Genomic DNA, 17,616 nt, shown 5'->3' with positions numbered 1-17,616 from the left:
GATGGCGGTCAGCCTGTGCGTGCCGCCCCGCGCCGGGGAGCTGTGCGCGCCGGTGCGCTTCTTGGTGCGCCAGGACTCCGTGGTGATGGAGCTGACCGCCCGCCATCGCATCACCAGCGTCGAGTGGGACGAGGACGAACACGCGGTGGCGATGGTCGTCGAGATCACCGACCCGCAGACGGCGCGACCGGTGGACGTGCGGATCGACGTCGTGGACGTGGCTGGCACCGGGCGCACCGCCGGACCCGCGACGACGATCGGCACCATCACCCGCGACGGGAGACGATACGAGGTCAGGGGCACCTACTTGGGCGTCGTCGCGGACGAAAACTGAACGGCGGTAAAAGGAATGGGACATCGGTGAGTGCGACGAAGCGCACCGCGGCGATTGTCGGAGTGCACAACACCCGGCAGGGGCGGCGACTCGACGGCGAAACGTCGCGCGGCCTGGCGATCAAGGCGATCCTGGGCGCGCTCGACGATGCCGGCCTGACCCTCGACGACGTCGACGGCATCAGCGCGAGCCCGCAGTCGACCTCGTTGATCTACGACCTGCGTCTGGGCCCGGCCTGGCAGGGCCTGGCTTTCGGGGTCGGCATGATCACCGAGGCGGTCACCGCGATCGAGCACGGCATGGCCGACGTGGTGGTGCTGGTCGCCGCCCAAGCCGGCGAGTACCGCGACCACGAGGCCACCGCGCCGTGGACCCGGCCCGAGAACGAGTTCGTCGCGCCCTGGGGCATGTTCACCACCGCCGAGTTCGCACTCATCGCGCGGCGTCACATGCACGTCTACGGCACGACGCGCGAGCAACTTTCGATCGTCGCGGCGACCATCCGCAACAACGGGTCACGCAACCCCGAAGCCGTCTACTACCAACGCGGCCCGTTCGCGTCCGAGGACATCACCGCATCGCGGCCCATCGCGGACCCGTTCCATCTCCTGGACTGCGCGACCACCTCCGAAGGCGGCTGCGCGCTCGTCGTGGCCAACGTCGGCGCCGTCGACGTCAAGAGCCAACCCATCTACGTCCTGGGCAGCGGCGCGGACTTTCACGGGCCATCCTACCAGCACCCACCGGCGTACGACCTCGCCGGGCGGCGCGGCGATCACGTGAACGGTGTGGTGGGCCGGCGCGCTGCCGAGTGCGCGTTCAGCCACGCCGGGCTACGCCGCGATGACGTCGACGTGCTGGAACTCTACGACCCGTTCTCCTTCGAAATCATCCGTCAGCTCGAGGCTTTCGGCTTCTGCGGCGACGGCGAGGGTGGTCCGTTCGTCGCCGATGGCCACATCGCCATCGACGGCAGCCATCCGATCACCACCGACGGGGGAACCATGTCGTTCAGCCACGCGGGCTCCAACCCGCAGATGATGCAGCGCGCGATCCGAGCCGTTCAGCAGTTGCGCGGCCAGGCCGGTGATCTTCAGGTCCCCGATGCGCGTATCGCGTTGTGTAGCAACGGGGGAGCGGGGGCATTGTTCACGACGGTGCTGCTTCTGGGAGACGAGCCACGGTGACTTCTGACCCATTGCGACCCCAAACCGGTCCCGTGCCCCACGCGAGCAGCCATGTCAGCGTGCCGTTCTGGGAGGGATGCCGGGCCAATCAGCTGCGCTACCAGCGGTGCCGGGCGTGCGGCCTGGCGAACTTCCCGCCGACCGAGCACTGCCGCCAATGCCTTTCGGAGGACATCGACTGGCGCCACGGCAGCGGGCGTGGCGAGATCTACAGCTGGACGGTGGTTTATCGGCCGGTGACCGCGGAGTTCGAACCGCCGTATGCGCCGGCGATCGTCACGCTCGACGAGGGCTTTCAGATGCTGACCAACGTCGTCGGGGTGCCGCCGGAGGACGTCGAGGTCGGCCTGCGCGTGCGGGTGCAATTTCACGACGTCGGCTCCGACGTGACGCTTCCGTACTTCACCGCAGAAGGGACCGACAGTTCGTGAGTCCCCGTACCAGCAACGGACTTCCGGTCACCGCCTACCTGGTCCTGGGCGTGCTGGCGGCCAACGACGAGCAACTCACCGCCGGTGAGATCAAGATGCGCGCCGAACTGTCCGTCGGCCACTTCTACTGGTCGCCGTCGGTCAGCCACGTGCGGCGCGAACTGACCCGGCTGCTGGCCCGGGGAATGGTCAGCGAGATCGGCGCCCAATCCGGCAAGCGCGCCATCACCCTGTACGAGACCACCGAGGCCGGGCTGGACGCGCTGCGCCGCTGGGTGCAGCACTTCCCCGGTCAGGACCAAGTGGTCATCAAACACCCCGTCATCCTCAAGACCTGGCTGGCCCGCGGCGAGGACCCCGAACACGTCCTGGACACCCTGGACCGGCACCTCGACGCGACCCGGGCCCGGCTCGACGAGGCGCTGTGGTCGCGGCAGCGCTCCCACGAGCTCGGCATCACCGACGACCCCGAACAGCGGTACTCCTTCGCCGTCCTGGACTACGCGATCCGGGGGCTCTACGCGGAGATCTCCAACATCTCCCAGTTGCGCGACGAGATCGCCGCCGGCACAAGCCGCGATCCGGTCAAACGGGTGCGACGGTCGAAGGGGCAGATCCGCCGCCGGGCACCGCGGAGCCGCTGACCGCATAGGCCGTCCCACGGGATTCGCGCTCCCACAACACTTCTCCCTCGCCGACGGCGGGTCCCTGGGCGATCAACTGCCGCTTGAGCACCTTGTGGGTGGCGGTGCTGGGCAGGTCGGTCGCGATGCGCACGTAGCGCGGCCGGGCCTTGGGGGACAGGTCGGGCTGCGCGTTCAGGAACGTTTCGAAGTCGTCGGGCGCCAGCGTGTGGCCGTCGTTGAGCACGATGGCCGCCATCACCTGGTCGCCGACATGGCCGTCCGCGACGGCGTAGACCGCGGCCCGGCTGATCGCGCTGTGGCGCAACAGGATCCGCTCGATGGGCGCGGCGGCCAGGTTCTCGCCGTCGACCCGCATCCAGTCGGTTGTGCGGCCGGCCAGGTAGATCCAGCCGTCGGCGTCGCGGTACGCCAGGTCGCCGGACCAGTACATGCCGTGGCGCATGCGCTCGGCGTTGGCGTCCGGGTCGTTGTAGTAGCCGGTGAAGAAGCCCGAGCCCGCCGTGTTCACCAGCTCGCCCACCGCTTCGTCGGCGTTGACGAGGGCCCCGTCGGCGTCGAACCGTGCGGTCGCGCATTCGGTGACGGTGTCGCTGTTGTAGATCGCCACGCCGTCGGCGCCCCGGCCGATCGAGCCCTTCGGCGTGCCGGGTTCGCGGATCACGATGACGGCGTTCTCGGTCGACCCGAAGCCGTCCTCGACCTGCACGCCGAAGCGGCGCGCGAACTCCTCGATGTCCTTGTCGTTGGCCTCGTTGCCGAACGCCACCCGCAGCGGATTGTCGGCGTCGTCGTCGCGTTCGGCGGTGGCCAGGATGTAGGCCAACGGCTTGCCGACGTAGTTCATGTAGGTGGCGCCGTGGCGACGGATGTCGTCGAGGAAGTTGCTCGCCGAGAACTTCGCCGGCACGATCGCGGCGCCGGAGCACACCGCGGGCGCCCACCCCGCGACCACCGCGTTGGAGTGAAACAGCGGCATCGACACGTAACAGGTGTCTTGCTCGGTGAGGGTGAATCGCTCGGCCAGGCTGAGTCCGGCGACCGTGGCCATGAAGTGAGATACCTGCACCGCCTTGGGGTTTCCGCTCGTTCCCGACGTGAAGATCATCATGAAGGCGTCCATCGCGGTGACCTGCCGATGAGGGGACAGCTCGCCGGCGGTATCGACGAACTCGGCCCATTGCGGCGTCGAGGTGTCGAGGATGCGCGTGTCGGGCAGGTCCAGGCCGTCCAGGAGCGGGCGGTGTTCGGCGTCGGTCACCACGAACTGGCAGTCGGCGCGGCGGATGTCGGCGGCCAGCGCGTCACCGCGCCGGGTGGTGTTCAGGCCGCACAGGACGTAGCCGCCGAGCCCGGCCGCGGCCATCTGGCTCAGCATCTCGGGCGTGTTTCCCAGCAGGGCGCCGACGTGCGCCGGCCGTGTCGGATCGGCAGCGGCCAGCAGGGCGGCGGCCCGCGCCGTCGAGCCCTCCAAGTACTGCTGCCAACTCCATTGCGTGTCACCGTATTTCACCGCGATCGACGGGTCGGATAGGCGCTTGCGCAGCAGCGCTTGAATCGTGTCGTCAGCCATCGGTCCGATTCACCCTCACTCTGCCTACCCTACGAGACGAGACGGTCCGTCTTATAGTAGCGGTCCCGCGGCGAGCGGCGCGCCGCCTATCCGCCCACCATCATCAGGCCGCCGTCGACCGCCAGCAGTTGCCCCGTGATGAACCCCGAGCCGGGCCCGGCCAGGAAGACCAGCATCGGCCCGAGGTCGCGGGCGGGTTCCCCCAGCGCGCCGCCCAGCGGGATCATCATCTTCATCTGCTGGTCGATCAGGGCGGCGGCGTCGGGGCCGAGGAAGTCCCGGAGCCGGTCGGCGCCCGGCGTCTGCACGGCCGGGGCCAAAGCGTTGACGGTGATGTTGTCGGCGGCCCAGGCCTTGGCGGCACTGCGCGTCCACGCCTGGACCGCGCCCTTGGTGGCGGCGTAGACGGCCGAGATCGGGCTGCCCATAACGGCTTCCGACGAGCCGAAGTTGATGATGCGGCCGCCCTTGGGGTCTTGCTCCTTCATCACGGCATGGGCGGCCTGGTTGGTGAGGACGGTCGCCTTGACGTTGGTGTCCAACAGGAACGAGATCTCGTCGGCGCCGATGTAGCCGGGGATGCCCGCTTGCCAGAGCCCGACGGCGTTCACCAGCACGTCGAGTCCGCCCAGGTGTTGCGCCGCCGCGGTGACCGTGGCCGAAACGGCGTCGGGATCACGCGCGTCGCACTGGAACCACTTGGCGGCGAGGCCTTCCGGCGGCGGCGTCTTGTGATAGGTCGCGGCGACCTCGGCGCCCGCGCCGGTCAGGACCTCGACCGCGGCCGCGCCGATGCCGGTGGCGGCGCCGGTCACGAGGATCCGCCGGCCTTGCAGGACATTTTTCATGCCCGCGAGCGTAACGCCACGGCGAAATATCGCTTTCGAATTTCCGCCGTGGCGTTACGGCCGCGAGGCAGAAGACGTTACGCGCGCACCGCGACCGTCGACAGCAGCTCGGCGAGGCGGTCGGGCTGATCGACCATGGAGAAGGTCCGGGCCCCGGCGATCACCTCGAGGCGGGCGTTGGGAATGGTCGCGGCCAGCCGGGCGCCGTCCTCCTGCTCGAAGAACACGTCGTCGGCCGACCACGCGATGAGGGTCGGCCTGTCGAAGTCGTACAACCGCGTCGCCACCGTCGTCGTGATCTCGGTGCGCATGGAAAGGGTGAACTGGCGCAGGTCCTCGGCGACCGCCGGCAGCGAGAACGCCGGGCGCACCCACTGTTCGGTGAGGTCATCGATGTTGCGGTGCGCCAGGCCGTTGAACGCCCGCTTGCGCACCGTCGGCACCCGCATGGCCTGGGCGACGGCCCGGAACGTCGTCTTCGACTTGGCCGCCACGATCACCGGCTTGAGGATCGGCGGCGGAAAGTGTTCGAACGCATCGCAACTCGTGAGCACCAGCGCACCCAGCCGCTCGCGGTGGTGCACGGCCACCAATTGGGTGACGACGCCGCCGGTGTCGTTGCCGACCAGCACCACGTCCTCGAGGTCGAGCGCGGCCAGCACCTCGGCGACCATGCCGGCGACCCCGGTGATGGTTCGATCGGCGCCGCGACGCAGCGGTTCCGGGTGCGCGCCCAGCGGCCAGGTCGGGGCGATGCACCGCAATCCGCGGGCGGCCAGCCGTTCGCTGACCTGGCGCCACAGCTGACCTCCCATCATGTACCCGTGCACGAAGACCACGGGCCTGCCGTTTTCGGGTCCGGTTGCTTCGTAATGAATGGTTCCGGCACTAATGTCGATCGTCGACATATGAGGCTCCTACGTGAGAGATACACTTACAAACAGGCTGTCTGTTCGTAAGTTACCAACAGGTTGTATGGAAAGCAAGAGACGCACCCAGGAGGAGCGCTCCGCGGCGACCCGCGAGGCGTTGATCGCGGCTGCCCGCAAACTCTGGGGCCTGCGGGGATACGCGGAGGTGGGTACGCCCGAGATCGCGTCGGCCGCCGGGGTCACCCGCGGCGCGATGTATCACCAATTCGCCGACAAGGCAACGCTATTCCGTGAAGTCGTCGAGGTCGTCGAGCAGGATGTGATGGCGCGGATGGCCGTGGTGGTCGCCGAATCGGGGGCGGCGACGCCGACGGGCGCGGTCCGCGCCGCGGTCGATGCGTGGCTCGAGGTGTCCGCCGATCCCGAAGTGCGGCAACTGATCCTGCTGGACGCGCCGAGCGTGCTCGGCTGGGCGGGATTCCGCGACGTCGCGCAGCGGTACAGCCTGGGCATGACCGAGCAGCTGCTCACCGAGGCGATCCGGGCCGGCGAGTTGGCCGAGCAACCGGTGCGGCCGCTGGCCCACGTGCTGATCGGCGCGCTCGACGAGGCCGCGATGGTCATCGCCACCGCCGAGGACCCGGACCGTTCCCGCCGAGAGACCCGGGAGGTGCTGCACCGCCTCATCGACGGTATGTTCGACGCGCGCTGACGAGGAGTCAGTCACCGCGAACGTGCGCGACGCCGGCGATGACGCCCTGGATGAGCCGGTCGAGACGTTCGGGGTCATTGACGGCCGGCTGCCCCGCGACAAAGGTCAGCATGATCCCGTTGATGAAGGCCAGGGTGGCGGTGGCCTGGTCGTCGACCAACGCCGGATCCGGCGCGCTGCCGTCGGGGTGCCATTGGGTGACGACGTCGCGGGCCAGGGCGTAGAGCCGGTCCGCCGACTCACTAAGGGCCGCGGCCAGTTCCGGGTCCCGGCCCGCGAGCAGCGCCAGCTCGTAGCGCGCCTTGGCGCGGGTGAGCCAGGGTTCGCTGTTGACGTACATGACGATGCGGGCCAGGCCGGCGGTGCCGGTGAACTGGGTGGCGTGATCCTCGGCCAGTTCGGCCATCATCGAAAAGTCGGCGACGTCGAGTTCGGCCAGGCGGGTGGCCATGGCGTGCACCAGCGCCTTGCGGGTCCTGAAGTAGAACGATGTGGTGCCGGCCGGCACGCCGGCGTGGTCGTCGACCTTCGGGTGACTGACACCGTGCACGCCGTTGCTGCCCAGCAATTCGATCGCGGCGTCGGCGAGTTCGCGGCGCCGCTCAGGCGCGTTGTGCTTTCTGCGTGCAGCGATACGCCCCAGTTTATCGGCGCCAGCCTTGGCCGCGCGTTAGAACTGACCGCAGTTCGGCGTGGTGGTCTCCCCGTTGAAGCGGGCGGCGATCCATTGCATCGCCGGTTCGCCGTCGACCAGCATCGGCAGCGCGTGGTTGATGACGAGCTTGTTGAGGAAGGGGGGCTCTTCGTTGGTGCGGAATTCGACGTCGGCGTCCTGGGCACACCAGTCGCGTCCGAGTTGATTGGCCGCGGTCCACGGCACCAGCGGGTCGTAGCGGTTGCTGTCGATCAGCACCGGCGCGTTGGGTTTGTAGCGCCCGAGTCGCTGCGCCTCGAACAGGCTGTTGAACGGCTCCTCGTTCACCAATTGGTTGATGTCCTCGGTGAAGTAGGGCTGTATGTGGCGAAACATGAAGTCCAGCAAGGTCTGTCCGACGCACTGGCGCGAGACCGACTCCAGCATCGCGAGCCCGCGCGGGGTCATCTTGGAACGAATGATGTCGGCGAATTCCGGATAGGCGGCCATCACGCTGTTGAGGGCGTATCCGACGACGCCGACTAGGGCGCTGCCGTCGGCGTAGGGCAGTAGTTCCTTGAGGTTGGCGGGCGGCGCCCCGGCGTAGGTGCCCACGATGTGAAGGTCGGGCGCGTATTGCGAGGCGAGTTCGGCCGCCGACGCGGTCGCGCCGCCGCCCTGCGAGTAGCCCCAAAACGCCACGGGCCCATGCGGATCCAATGACGTGCCGGGCAGGCGCATGGCCGCGCGGGCGGCATCGAGCACGGCCTGTCCCTCGGCCACCCGGCCCACATACGTGTGCATCGACGCGGTGCCCAGGCCCTCGTAGTCGGTCATCACAATGGCGAACCCACGCGCGACCATGGTGGCGACGAACAGTTCCTCGTAGTTGAACATGATGTCCCAGCCACCCGAATAGTGGATGCCCTGGTTGAACATTCGTGACGGCGCACACTGATTGCCCTGGCCCTGGGTGCCCGGTGCGTAACTGATCAACGGGCGCGGGCCGCCGCCGGGCCAGTCGTTGTAGGGCTCGAAGTAGGTGCCCGTCACCGCGATGGGGTTACCCCGGGTGTCGGTGCTGCGGTACATGATTCGCGTGCCGGTCGCCATGATCGCGCCCAGCTGGCCCGACGGCTCGAGGACCAACCGCGACGGCTCGGTGCGGATCAGGTCGCCGGGCCGGCCGGGCGGCAGCGGATCCGGCGCGGCGTAAAAGTCCGCGTACTGCGGCTCGTCCCCGCCGTCGGCCCGCGCAATTCCGGCTCCCACCAGTGCCGAAGCAATTATCAGCAGTACTGTTAAAACTCCCCCGGCCCGATGCATTACGGAACGGTAACAATGGACCGCCCGCCAGCGGAAGAGCAATCTCTAATTTTTTAGAGATTGGTTGCCGGCTAACGATGATTCTGGGTGAAGAATTGCCGATGTGTCGGCGGCGTGGAGCGCCGTCGAGGGTGCCGCAATTTCGGCGACCTTTTCCGCCGAGGGCGCCCGGCCCGTCGACGCGCGCGCCCGGATCATCGACTGACGGAGCGCCTTGCGGGTAATGCGTTCCGGCGCAATCGCCTTGGAGAAGCGATGGCGGCGGATCCTGGGCAAGCGGAGCCGCGCGAGACGCTGAAGACGTTGGTGGGCAACGACACCGCGCCCCACGGCCGTCGTCAGGGCGTCTTGAGGAACACGTCGTTGAGCGTGACGGTGCGAAGGTTCCGGTCGCGGATGATGTCGACGAGCTGCGGATAGACGTGCGTCACCGGCAGATGGTTGAGGTGCCCGATGACGATGGCCTGCGGCGTGAAGTACTGATCGGCCATCTGCACGATGTAGTCCTCGGTGATCAACGTCGAATCCGAGAGCGAACCCGACCACAGGGTGGGGACCTTGTAACCGAGGTCGGCGGCCACGGCATCCACGGCGGCGTTGCGCTTGGCATAGGGCGGGCGCCAATAGGGTTTCGCGCCAATGCCATACGTCTTCTTCAAGAACGCGTCATTACGGGTGAGCTGTTCGGCGACTTGCTCTTTGGTCAGTGTGGTCAGGTCCGGATGTGACCAGGTGTGGTTGCCGAGCTGGATCTGCCCGCTGTCGACCAACGGCCGAAGCAGCTCGGAGTTTTCGGTCCACGAGTCGTAGACCCCGTTGACGAAATACGTCAGCCGCACGCCGGTGTCCTTGGCGAACTGCGTGTAGGCGCGCACCACTTCGCTGTTCACCCCGTCGTCGACGGTCAGCGCGAGCAGGTCACCTTCGCCCGGGATCTTCATCAACGCGCCCCCACCGGGCAGTGGGATGCGGGCGCTGAGCGGCGGGGGCGGCAGCAGGGCCTGTGGGGCGGCCGGGCCGGAGGTTGGTATGTCGACGCCCGGTGTCTGGGCGAACGTGCGCGGCTGCGGGTCGACGATGAGCCGCGCCGTCCCGACGCCGGCGACCACCGACGCGGCAAGCGATCCAAGGAATTGGCGGCGGTTCATGGCTGCGACGGGACGACGTCGATCACGGGGAAGCGCGGGCGCAGAAAAGACGAATTCGGCCCGGCGATTCGGAAACGGATTGTGGCGCGTTGCGTAACAAGCGCGTCCCCGTAGGAACCGCCGTGAGTGGAGAACACCGAGGCCACAGCAGCGAACCGTACCATTCGGAGACCCGATTGGTCGGCTGCGTTACGGGAGGGTCAGCTGTGAATTCTCGACGGCGGCCATTGCGGCCGCTTGAGCGAACCGACCAGCGGGAATCAATGCGGTTCCCCGGCGCCGCGTTGCGGCAATGGCACGGGTTCGGTACCGGGAGTTCCGAGGGTGGACGCCAGCCACGGCAGGGCGGTGGCAAACGCCTGGGCGGCAAACGGCCAGTCGTGCCTACCCTCCTGGGTGAGCACCGCACAGGAGATGCCATGCGCGGCGCCGACCGAGCACAGCGACTTCGCGGCGGCGTCCTGGCCCTCGGGATTGGCGGCGGAATCGGTGCTGGACGCGGCGAGGGTGGGTGTGAGAGGGGAAGGGTCTTGCTCGGCGACGTTGTGGGGTCCCGAGGAGACGGGCACGTCGAACCATCCGGACAAGCCGGTGTAGTGACCGTGCTTGGTCATGACGGTGACCGGGTCGAAGGCGGCCCACGCGGCCTGATCGCCGCCGAACAACCGGGCGACGGACTGGTCCTTGGACCCGACGTTGGGGCCGCGGTCGCCCGCGATGTCCACGAATGCGCTGAACAGCTCCGGATGCATGACGGCCAGGTCGACGGCGCAGGTACCGCCCATCGACCAGCCGGCGACGCCCCAGTTGGTGCGATCCGCGCTGACGCCGAAGTTCGACACCGTGAACGGGATGACGTCCTTGGCCAGGTGGTCGGCGGCGTTGCCGCGGGGACCGTTGACGCACTCGGTGTCGTTGTCGAACGACCCGGTCGGATCCACGAACACCAGCACCGGCGAGAACCCGTGATGCGCGGCGGCGAAGCTGTCGATGGCGGTGAAGGCGCCGCCGGGGCCCAGCCAGTCGGCCGGAGTGTTGAAGGCCGAGCTGATCATCATGACGGCCGGCAGCCGAGGCGGGGGATTGCTGTTGAACCACGCCGGAGGCAGGTAGACCAATTCCCGCCGGTGGGCGAAGTGGGAGGCCGAGGAGTCGATGTCGACCGGCACCACGACGCCCTTGGTCGGCCTCGTTCCCGCGATCTGCATTTCGGTGACCCGCAACCGGTCGATCTGGTCGGGCAACGGCACCGAGGTCAGTTGGTTCCACGCGGCAAGCACCGTGGGGAAGTAGCCGACCCAGCCATTCAGCGCCATGCCCGCGCACAGGACGCACAGCGGAATCGACACCACCGCCAGCCCGCGGCGCCACCAGCGCACACCCCGCCAGCCCACCAGGAACACGGCGGCGGCCAGGCCGCTCATCGCGATCCACAACCACAGCGTCGTCGGTGCCGGGTCCCCGGCCACGCCGAGCGAAGTGATGTACCAGCGCGACAGCACCGTCGCCGCGACGGCCGCGATCAACGCCACCGGCAGCACTCGCTTGAGCCAGCTTCGCGCGCGCCATTGGATCGCGACGATCAGCACGAGTAACGCCAGGCCCTGAACGGCGGGCGGAAACCAGCCATGCAGCAGGGACAGTTGCCCGAAGAACTGCTCCAACGGTCGTGACCTTTGCTAGATCGATCGCTGCGCGAGGGTGCGGTGATTGTCGTGATTGTCCGGGGGCCGGTCGGGGTCTCGGCAGACGGCGGCCGGACCCACTATCGCATACGACCGCGACCCGCCGGCCCAACGTTCGGCGCGGTTCACGCGTCGGTGATGACGCTGGTGAACGAGCGCAGCCGCAGGCTGTTCCCGACCACGAGAACGCTGGACAGTGCCATGGCGGCGCCGGCCAGCATCGGGTTGAGCATGCCGAGCGCGGCGACGGGGATCGCGGCGAGGTTGTAGCCGAACGCCCACACCAGGTTCGCCTTGATGGTGGCCAGCGTCCGCCGCGAGAGCCGGATCGCGTCCACGGCCGCACGCAGGTCGTCGCGGATCACGGTCAGGTCGGCGGCCTCGATCGCGACATCGGTGCCGGTGCCCATGGCCAGACCCAGGTCGGCGGCGGCGCCTTGGCCGCGTCGAGCGCGGCCGTCGAGGCGCAGACCGCGCTCGGTCAGCAGGCTCGCGCGCCCGACGACGACGGCATGACCGTCGACCGTGCCGTGCACGCCCATGCCGTGGACGCCCGCGAAGTCCGCGGGCGCGGGGAGCGCGCCGAGTTGCGCCGCGGCGGCCCGGGCGATGGCTTGCGCGATGGGGTGTTCGGAGGCGGCTTCCAGGCCCCCGGCGTACCGCAACAGCGTCGCGCGGTCGGTTCCCGACCCGTCGATCACATCGACCAGGGTCATCCGGCCGGTGGTGACCGTGCCGGTCTTGTCGAGCACGATCGTGTCGATCCTGCGGGTGGACTCCAGCACTTCGGGTCCCTGGATCAGGACGCCGAGCTGAGCCGCCCGGCCGGTGCCGACCAACAGGGCGGTCGGAGTCGCCAGCCCCATCGCGCACGGGCAGGCGATGATCAGCACCGCGACGGCCGCCGTCAGCGCGGTGGTGGGCGAGAAGCCCGCCGCGAGCCAACCGCCGAGGGTCGCCGCCGCGAGCGCCAGGACGACGGGAACGAACACGCCGGAGACGCGGTCCGCCAGGCGCTGCACCCGCGCCTTGCCGGATTGGGCCTGTTCGACGAGCTTGACCAACTGCGCCAGCTGGGTATCGTCGCCAATCCCGGTGGCGCGGACGACAAGCCGGCCCCCGGCGTTGACGGTGCCGCCGGTGACGGGGTCACCCTCGCCGACCTCGACGGGGACGGACTCGCCGGTCAGCATGGCGGCATCGACGGCCGAGGAACCCGCGACGACGATCCCGTCGGTCGCGATCCTTTCGCCGGGACGCACGACGAACTCGTCGCCGACCGCCAGCCGCTCGATCGGCAGCCGGGTCTCGCTGCCACCACGCAATACCCCGACGTCCTTGGCGCCCAGTGCCACCAGCGCCCGCAGCGCGTCCCCGGCCGACCGCTTGGCCCGCTTCTCGAAGTACCGCCCGGCCAGGACGAACAGGGTCACGCCGGCGGCCACCTCGAAGTAGACGTGGCACGGGGCGTCGTCGCGCCCGACGGTCAGCTCGAAGTCGTGCTGCATACCCGGCTGGGCGGCCGTCCCCAGAAACAGCGCGTAGAGCGACCAGAGGAACGCGGCCAGGGTCCCGATCGAGACCAGGGTGTCCATCGTGGCGACGCCGCGTTTGACGTTGGTCCAGGCGGCCGCGTGGAAGGGCAGCCCGCACCACAGCACGACCGGAGCCGTCAACGCCAGTGATGCCCAGTGCCAGTGAGGAAACTGCCACGCGGGAACCATGGCCATGGCGATCACCGGGACGGCCAGCACGGCGGCGGTGATCACACGTCGGCGCAGCGACGCCAGCTCGGGATCGCGCTCCGGCGAGCGTCGCGCCACGGCGGCCGCGTAGCCGGCCTTTTCGACCTCGGCGATCAGCATCCGCGGGTCGTACCCGGCGGGGGCGCTGACGGCGGCCTTCTCGGTCGCGTAGTTGACGGTGGCGGCGACGCCGTCGAGCTTGTTGAGTTTCTTTTCGATCCGGGCCGCGCAGGAAGCGCAGGTCATCCCCGTGATCTCAAGCTCGATGGGGGGTGTGGTGGCGGCCGACGCGTCGTCGGCGGGCAGGGCGCCCTCGTCGATGTGCCGTGGGGGCGTGCTCATGCGACCAGGACGGCCTCAAAGCCGGCCTCGTCGACCGCGCCGAGCACGACGTCCGCATCGATGGGCAGCGCGCTCGTGACGACGAGCCGGCCGGTGTCGGCGCTGACCGTCACGCCCTCGACGCCGGGGATTCGGGTGACCTCGCTCTGCACGGCGGCCTCGCAGTGCGCGCAACTCATCCCGCTCACCCGATATTCGCTGGTGGGCATGCCGCTCCTTCTCGATACCCCGCTGCCGTCTTGACCCCACCATTGTGCCTGCCCGGGGGTTCGGGCTACTGGCGCAGGTGTGACCCGCCGCCGATGTACCACACCTGGCCGGTGATCCACGCGGCGTCGTCGGACAGCAGGAACGCGGTGATCGCCGCGAGATCGTCCGGCCTGCCCAGCCGGCTCGTCTTGCCGAACGTCAGGAAGGCCTGCTGCAGCGCGACGTCGTTCTGCCGCTCCTGGGTTTCGCCCATCACCAGGCCCGGCATGACGCCGTTGCTGCGGATGTTGTGTTTGCCCCAATTGACGGCCACGTGCCGGGTCAGGTGGTTCACCGCGGCCTTCGAGGCGCCATAGGCGACGTGCAGGGGGTCGCTGCCCAGGGCGGCGCCGGACGAGGTGTTCACGATGCTGCCCCCACCCCGGGCGAGCAGGTGCGGCAGGACGGCGCGGATCGTGCGGACATACCCGAGCAGGTTGACGTCGAGCGTGCGCTGCCAGACGTCCATCTCGGTATCGAGGATCGTGGTGTCGCGTCCGAGGTTTTCCTCGGACAGATCGGCGCCCACGTTGTGCAGGCCGTCGATGGCCCCGAACTCTTGCAGCGTCGTCTCGACGAGGCGCCGCACGGATCGTTCGTCGGCGAGGTCGAACTCGACGGCGATCGCCCGGCCGCCGGCCGACTCGATCCGTTCGGCGGTGGCGGTGGCACCCGCGATGTTGTTGTCGCCGATGGCAACCCGAGCGCCTTCGGAGCCGAGGCGTTCGGCGGTGGCCGCACCGATCCCGGTGGCGCCCCCGGCGACCACGAATGTCTTGCCGGCAAGGCCGCGCATCACACGTACCCGACACCGATGTCGACCGAAACCTGGGTTGCGGTCACCAATCTGGATTGATCGGAGGCCAGCCAGGCCACGGCGTCGGCGATGTCCTCCGGCTGCGCAATGCCCTCGGGCAGAAGCGGTTTGTGCATGCCCCGCAGGTGCGGGTAGTCGTCGGCGGCGGCTTGCAACGCTTCCCGCATCCGGCCCGTGCCCATCGGGGTGGCGACCGCGCCCGGGTTGAGGCTGTTGACGCGAATGTTGTACCGGCCGAGCTCGGCGGCGAACGCCCGCGCCATCCCCACGACGGCGTGTTTGGTTGCGGTGTAATGGATCATGAACGACTGCATCTTGATGCCCGCCGCCGAACCGATCAGGATGATCGAACCGCCGCGGCCGCCGTCGATGATGTGCCGCACCCCCGCCATCACGGTGTTCCAGGTGCCAATCACGTTGGTGTCGATGGTGTCTCGGAAATCCTGCGCCGTGATCCGATCCCAGGGTGCGGGGCTGCAGATCCCGGCGTTGGCGACGATGACGTCGAGCCGGCCCAGCTCGCCGACCGCCTCATCCACCGCGGCCGCCAGCGCGTCCAGGTCGCGGATGTCGGCTTCGGCGGTCACGATCCGCCGGCCGTTCGCGCTCACCAGCCGCGCGGTTTCGGCCAGATCGTCGGGCGTCGGCGAGTCGTAGGGGACGCTCGGCGGCAGCGGCCCGGCGAGATCGATCGCGATGATGTCGGCGCCGTCGGCCGAAAGGCGCACGGCGTGTGCCCGGCCCTGTCCGCGCGCGGCGCCGGTGATCAGCGCGACCTTTCCCGAGAGTGGCTGGCTCATGTCTGGTGTGGGTTCCCTTCAGTCGCGCGCGATCTTGTCGAGCGGGTTGGAGCGTTCCAGCATGCCGTACGTTTCTTCGCCGTCCCATCGGTAGCGCACGCCGGCCTGCTGGACGGCGGGGAAGTCGGCCATCTCCTGTTTGAGGGCGTGCATGGAGTACATGTCGTCGTTGTGGTGCACGTCGTGCGTGGAAAACACTGTCTCGCCGGTGATTTCGACCAGCCCGTCGGCGGTCTCCAGTACCAGCGAGGCATCCTCGCCGAGTGGTCGCAGGCGCGTCAGCCACGGCGCCCGCACCGCCCGCGCCGGAACCAGGCCGCCGTCGCCGGTGAAGACGAACCCTTCATTGAAGGTCGGCTCGCCGTCCGCACGCGGCGGGTAGGCGATGTAGCCGAAGGCGCGGCCGCTGCCGAACACGGCCGACTGCCAGCAGTGGCACCAGAAACCGGCGAGCTTGCGCACCCCGGTACGGCGGATTCGCAGGCCGCTCCCGGTGAAGGCGTTGCGCTCGCCGCCCACCCGGAATTCCCCTGTGGCGGTGAACAATTGCTCATACCTCGGCCCGCCCATGATCTCGCCGACCGCGGTCGTTCTGAGCTGCGCGTCGGCATCGGCCTGCAGCGCCCCCTGGACCCACGGGGGCACCGCCATCTTCGCCTCGACGTGAAAGCCGATGTCCACCGACGGGCCGTCCTTCTTGCCGTCGACCAGATCGGCCGACGAAGTCTGCACGGCCGGCCCGTCGTAGGACATCGTCCAGGTATCGAAGGGGTCGACGCACTGAAAGGCCAGGCCGCCGGCACCGAGCACCGTGGGCCGCCCGTCGGCGCCGCGGGTGGGCAGCGAGGGCCCGTTGGTGCGCAGCCGGTAGACGCGCCCGTCGGGAAACGCCGCATTGATCTGGATGTCGTGGGAGTCCCAATTGGCGCCCACCGCCTCGATTCCGACACGCGGCAGGCCGATCTGTCCGCGGTCGTCGACCACCCAGAAGCTGACCGAGTCACGCATCTCCGGATCCTCGGGGCGCTGCGCCAGCACGTACTCTCGCGACGGGTCGATGCCGCCGGTGAGATCAACCGCCATTGTTCTTCTCACTCCTTACGTTTGGATGCCGCGTCCATCGCCGTGCGCTGTCCACATAGCGCGCGAACCGGGGCCGAACCTCGTCGAGATCGATGCCGAACTCCACCGGGTCGGCGTGCGAGCTCGGCTCGCGCTCGGCAGCGGCGTGCTCCCACCAACTGTGCATGCGGGCCTCGAACTCGTCGGACACGGGGGCGCCCAGCCATGCGTACAGGCGGGCGACCTCGCCGATCGGGTTGGCCTGCATGGCGCGAAAGTCGATGTCGTAGAACCGATCGTCCGCGCCGGCCGCGCGGAACTGCAGGGCGCGCTCCATGCCGAGTGACCAATGCTCGACGTTGAGTCGACCGATGTACCGGCGGTCGATTCGGGTGTTGAACGACCCGATGATGTCGGCGTACAGGTCGACCACCGACAACAGGACGTCGGTGGGGTCGCGATGGGTCATCACGAATCGCGCGTCCGGGAACGCCGCGTCCAGGGCGTCGAGCCACAACACGTGGGACGGGCACTTCAACCGCCACCGCCGCTCCGGTTCGCCCCACTGCAGCAGCTGCATCACCCGCCGCTGATAGCGAAAGGTCGGGGTGAGGTCGGCGCGCTCCACCAGCCACGTTGAATACGAGGGGATTTCGGCGAACGACTGGAAGATGTGCGACTTGAAATCGAGCGCCATCAGCTCGTGGCACTCCATGGGGCCGTGCGTGTCACCGGGGACGTGGCGGCGGGTCCCGACCATCTCACCCTGGTCGGGCGGGACGCGGGGATCGACGCCGTGCACCGTCGAGGGCGGCGGGCACGGTTGCGTCGACTCCCACCGGCGCAGGTACCGCACGTCGGGATCCTGGGCCAGCAGCAGCGACAGGGCGGTGGATCCGGTGCGGGGCAGGCCCAGGCCGACCAGCGGCTCGCGGATGGGCACGTCGCCGATCTCCGGGTGCCGCCGAAACCAGTCCTCGACCTGCAGCCGCTGCGCCAGGTAGCCCGCGATGCGTTGGCGGAGAAAGGTTTCCCCGCGCTCGTTCAGGTGCGACTCGTCCCGCAATGCCGACAGCAGGACGGTCAGGCCTTCGATGAAGGAGTCGTCGCCGAAGTCGGTGAGTCCGGTCCGCGCCGCGGCCTCCTCCATCGCCTCACCGGGTGTCAGCACGGCAATCTCCTTGGCGTCCTTGGTGAAAGTGGCTGC

18 protein-coding genes are annotated in these 17,616 nt (G+C 68.8%); 5 read left to right on the top strand and 13 right to left on the bottom strand.

The features are described from left to right. The first annotated feature begins 1 nt into the window (after nt 1). Genes AC0KTM_RS24545 through AC0KTM_RS24530 form a run of 4 tightly spaced genes read left to right on the top strand, consistent with a single transcriptional unit; the run spans nt 2 to nt 2,596 of the window. A complete protein-coding gene (locus AC0KTM_RS24545; protein ID WP_238957213.1) occupies nt 2-334 on the top strand; it encodes a hypothetical protein in 333 nt (110 codons plus the stop codon). 26 nt (nt 335-360) lie between these two features. Further along, nucleotides 361-1,521 (top strand): thiolase family protein, encoded by a 1,161-nt coding sequence (locus AC0KTM_RS24540; protein ID WP_238957212.1) that lies wholly within the window; start codon nt 361-363, stop codon nt 1,519-1,521. After that, on the top strand, nt 1,518-1,952 hold the full coding sequence (locus tag AC0KTM_RS24535) for a Zn-ribbon domain-containing OB-fold protein (RefSeq protein WP_238957211.1): 435 nt from the start codon (nt 1,518-1,520) through the stop codon (nt 1,950-1,952). Before AC0KTM_RS24540 ends, AC0KTM_RS24535 begins: the two co-directional genes overlap by 4 nt. Continuing rightward, the gene (locus tag AC0KTM_RS24530; RefSeq protein ID WP_238957210.1) at nt 1,949-2,596 is read left to right on the top strand and encodes a PadR family transcriptional regulator; all 648 of its coding nucleotides are present in this window, start codon (nt 1,949-1,951) and stop codon (nt 2,594-2,596) included. The genes AC0KTM_RS24535 and AC0KTM_RS24530 overlap by 4 nt, the downstream gene beginning before the upstream one ends. Here the strand turns inward: AC0KTM_RS24530 and fadD1 are convergent. The 3 genes from fadD1 to AC0KTM_RS24515 all read right to left on the bottom strand — a co-directional run bounded on the left by fadD1 (nt 2,538) and on the right by AC0KTM_RS24515 (nt 5,925). Then, nucleotides 2,538-4,169, bottom strand: a complete 1,632-nt coding sequence (fadD1, locus tag AC0KTM_RS24525) for a fatty-acid--CoA ligase FadD1 (protein ID WP_472416924.1) — start codon at nt 4,167-4,169, stop codon at nt 2,538-2,540. The two genes, AC0KTM_RS24530 and fadD1, sit on opposite strands and share 59 nt — an antisense overlap. A gap of 86 nt (nt 4,170-4,255) precedes the next feature. Next, nucleotides 4,256-5,017, bottom strand: a complete 762-nt coding sequence (locus tag AC0KTM_RS24520; protein WP_238957208.1) for an SDR family NAD(P)-dependent oxidoreductase — start codon at nt 5,015-5,017, stop codon at nt 4,256-4,258. Nucleotides 5,018-5,094: 77 nt separating this feature from the next. Beyond that, nucleotides 5,095-5,925: an alpha/beta fold hydrolase gene (locus AC0KTM_RS24515; RefSeq protein WP_238957207.1), complete on the bottom strand. Its 831-nt coding sequence runs from the start codon at nt 5,923-5,925 to the stop codon at nt 5,095-5,097. Between the two features lie 67 nt (nt 5,926-5,992). On the opposite strand from AC0KTM_RS24515, the gene AC0KTM_RS24510 reads away from it, so the two are divergent. After that, a complete protein-coding gene (locus AC0KTM_RS24510) occupies nt 5,993-6,601 on the top strand; it encodes a TetR/AcrR family transcriptional regulator (protein WP_225327941.1) in 609 nt (202 codons plus the stop codon). A gap of 7 nt (nt 6,602-6,608) precedes the next feature. Here AC0KTM_RS24510 and AC0KTM_RS24505 read toward each other — a convergent pair whose 3' ends face one another. From AC0KTM_RS24505 to AC0KTM_RS24460, 10 genes are all read right to left on the bottom strand, one after another. Continuing rightward, nucleotides 6,609-7,244 carry a TetR/AcrR family transcriptional regulator gene (locus tag AC0KTM_RS24505; RefSeq protein ID WP_275254627.1) on the bottom strand — a complete coding sequence of 212 codons (636 nt, stop codon included), beginning with the start codon at nt 7,242-7,244 and terminating at the stop codon, nt 6,609-6,611. 27 nt (nt 7,245-7,271) lie between these two features. Continuing rightward, complete coding sequence (locus tag AC0KTM_RS24500) at nt 7,272-8,561, bottom strand: lipase family protein (RefSeq protein WP_225327939.1); 1,290 nt, start codon at nt 8,559-8,561, stop codon at nt 7,272-7,274. A gap of 338 nt (nt 8,562-8,899) precedes the next feature. Further along, nucleotides 8,900-9,709, bottom strand: coding sequence for a polysaccharide deacetylase family protein (locus AC0KTM_RS24495; protein ID WP_225327938.1), 810 nt, complete (start codon nt 9,707-9,709; stop codon nt 8,900-8,902). A 260-nt stretch (nt 9,710-9,969) separates the two neighbouring features. Beyond that, entirely contained in the window at nt 9,970-11,373 is a 1,404-nt protein-coding gene (locus AC0KTM_RS24490; protein ID WP_238957205.1) for an alpha/beta hydrolase, read from the bottom strand. Nucleotides 11,374-11,519: 146 nt separating this feature from the next. Beyond that, nucleotides 11,520-13,481, bottom strand: coding sequence for a heavy metal translocating P-type ATPase (locus AC0KTM_RS24485; RefSeq protein ID WP_238957204.1), 1,962 nt, complete (start codon nt 13,479-13,481; stop codon nt 11,520-11,522). Beyond that, nucleotides 13,478-13,690 (bottom strand): heavy-metal-associated domain-containing protein, encoded by a 213-nt coding sequence (locus tag AC0KTM_RS24480; RefSeq protein ID WP_225327936.1) that lies wholly within the window; start codon nt 13,688-13,690, stop codon nt 13,478-13,480. The genes AC0KTM_RS24485 and AC0KTM_RS24480 overlap by 4 nt, the downstream gene beginning before the upstream one ends. A 65-nt stretch (nt 13,691-13,755) precedes the next feature. Beyond that, on the bottom strand, nt 13,756-14,526 hold the full coding sequence (locus tag AC0KTM_RS24475) for an SDR family NAD(P)-dependent oxidoreductase (protein ID WP_472416922.1): 771 nt from the start codon (nt 14,524-14,526) through the stop codon (nt 13,756-13,758). Continuing rightward, a complete protein-coding gene (locus AC0KTM_RS24470; RefSeq protein WP_472416920.1) occupies nt 14,526-15,347 on the bottom strand; it encodes a mycofactocin-coupled SDR family oxidoreductase in 822 nt (273 codons plus the stop codon). The genes AC0KTM_RS24475 and AC0KTM_RS24470 overlap by 1 nt, the downstream gene beginning before the upstream one ends. Nucleotides 15,348-15,365: 18 nt before the next feature. Beyond that, nucleotides 15,366-16,430 carry a hypothetical protein gene (locus AC0KTM_RS24465; protein WP_472416919.1) on the bottom strand — a complete coding sequence of 355 codons (1,065 nt, stop codon included), beginning with the start codon at nt 16,428-16,430 and terminating at the stop codon, nt 15,366-15,368. Continuing rightward, nucleotides 16,420-17,580: a sulfotransferase family protein gene (locus AC0KTM_RS24460; RefSeq protein WP_238957424.1), complete on the bottom strand. Its 1,161-nt coding sequence runs from the start codon at nt 17,578-17,580 to the stop codon at nt 16,420-16,422. The genes AC0KTM_RS24465 and AC0KTM_RS24460 overlap by 11 nt, the downstream gene beginning before the upstream one ends. Nucleotides 17,581-17,616: the final 36 nt, after the last annotated feature.

This window comes from Mycobacterium sp. NTMscope_Eco_3 (assembly GCF_976985685.1).
The sequence above is the reverse complement of the archived record's forward strand: the minus strand, read 5'-3'. Positions and strand labels throughout refer to the sequence as shown.

Coding starts and splice junctions, on each gene's coding strand:
- AC0KTM_RS24545 (WP_238957213.1), top strand. CDS start 2: ATGGCGGTCAGCCTGTGCGTGCCGCCCCGCGCCGGGGAGCTGTGCGCG.
- AC0KTM_RS24520 (WP_238957208.1), bottom strand. CDS start 5,017: ATGAAAAATGTCCTGCAAGGCCGGCGGATCCTCGTGACCGGCGCCGCC.
- AC0KTM_RS24465 (WP_472416919.1), bottom strand. CDS start 16,430: ATGGCGGTTGATCTCACCGGCGGCATCGACCCGTCGCGAGAGTACGTG.
- AC0KTM_RS24510 (WP_225327941.1), top strand. CDS start 5,993: ATGGAAAGCAAGAGACGCACCCAGGAGGAGCGCTCCGCGGCGACCCGC.
- AC0KTM_RS24515 (WP_238957207.1), bottom strand. CDS start 5,925: ATGTCGACGATCGACATTAGTGCCGGAACCATTCATTACGAAGCAACC.
- fadD1 (WP_472416924.1), bottom strand. CDS start 4,169: ATGGCTGACGACACGATTCAAGCGCTGCTGCGCAAGCGCCTATCCGAC.
- AC0KTM_RS24485 (WP_238957204.1), bottom strand. CDS start 13,481: ATGAGCACGCCCCCACGGCACATCGACGAGGGCGCCCTGCCCGCCGAC.
- AC0KTM_RS24470 (WP_472416920.1), bottom strand. CDS start 15,347: ATGAGCCAGCCACTCTCGGGAAAGGTCGCGCTGATCACCGGCGCCGCG.
- AC0KTM_RS24475 (WP_472416922.1), bottom strand. CDS start 14,526: ATGCGCGGCCTTGCCGGCAAGACATTCGTGGTCGCCGGGGGCGCCACC.
- AC0KTM_RS24495 (WP_225327938.1), bottom strand. CDS start 9,709: ATGAACCGCCGCCAATTCCTTGGATCGCTTGCCGCGTCGGTGGTCGCC.
- AC0KTM_RS24480 (WP_225327936.1), bottom strand. CDS start 13,690: ATGCCCACCAGCGAATATCGGGTGAGCGGGATGAGTTGCGCGCACTGC.
- AC0KTM_RS24500 (WP_225327939.1), bottom strand. CDS start 8,561: ATGCATCGGGCCGGGGGAGTTTTAACAGTACTGCTGATAATTGCTTCG.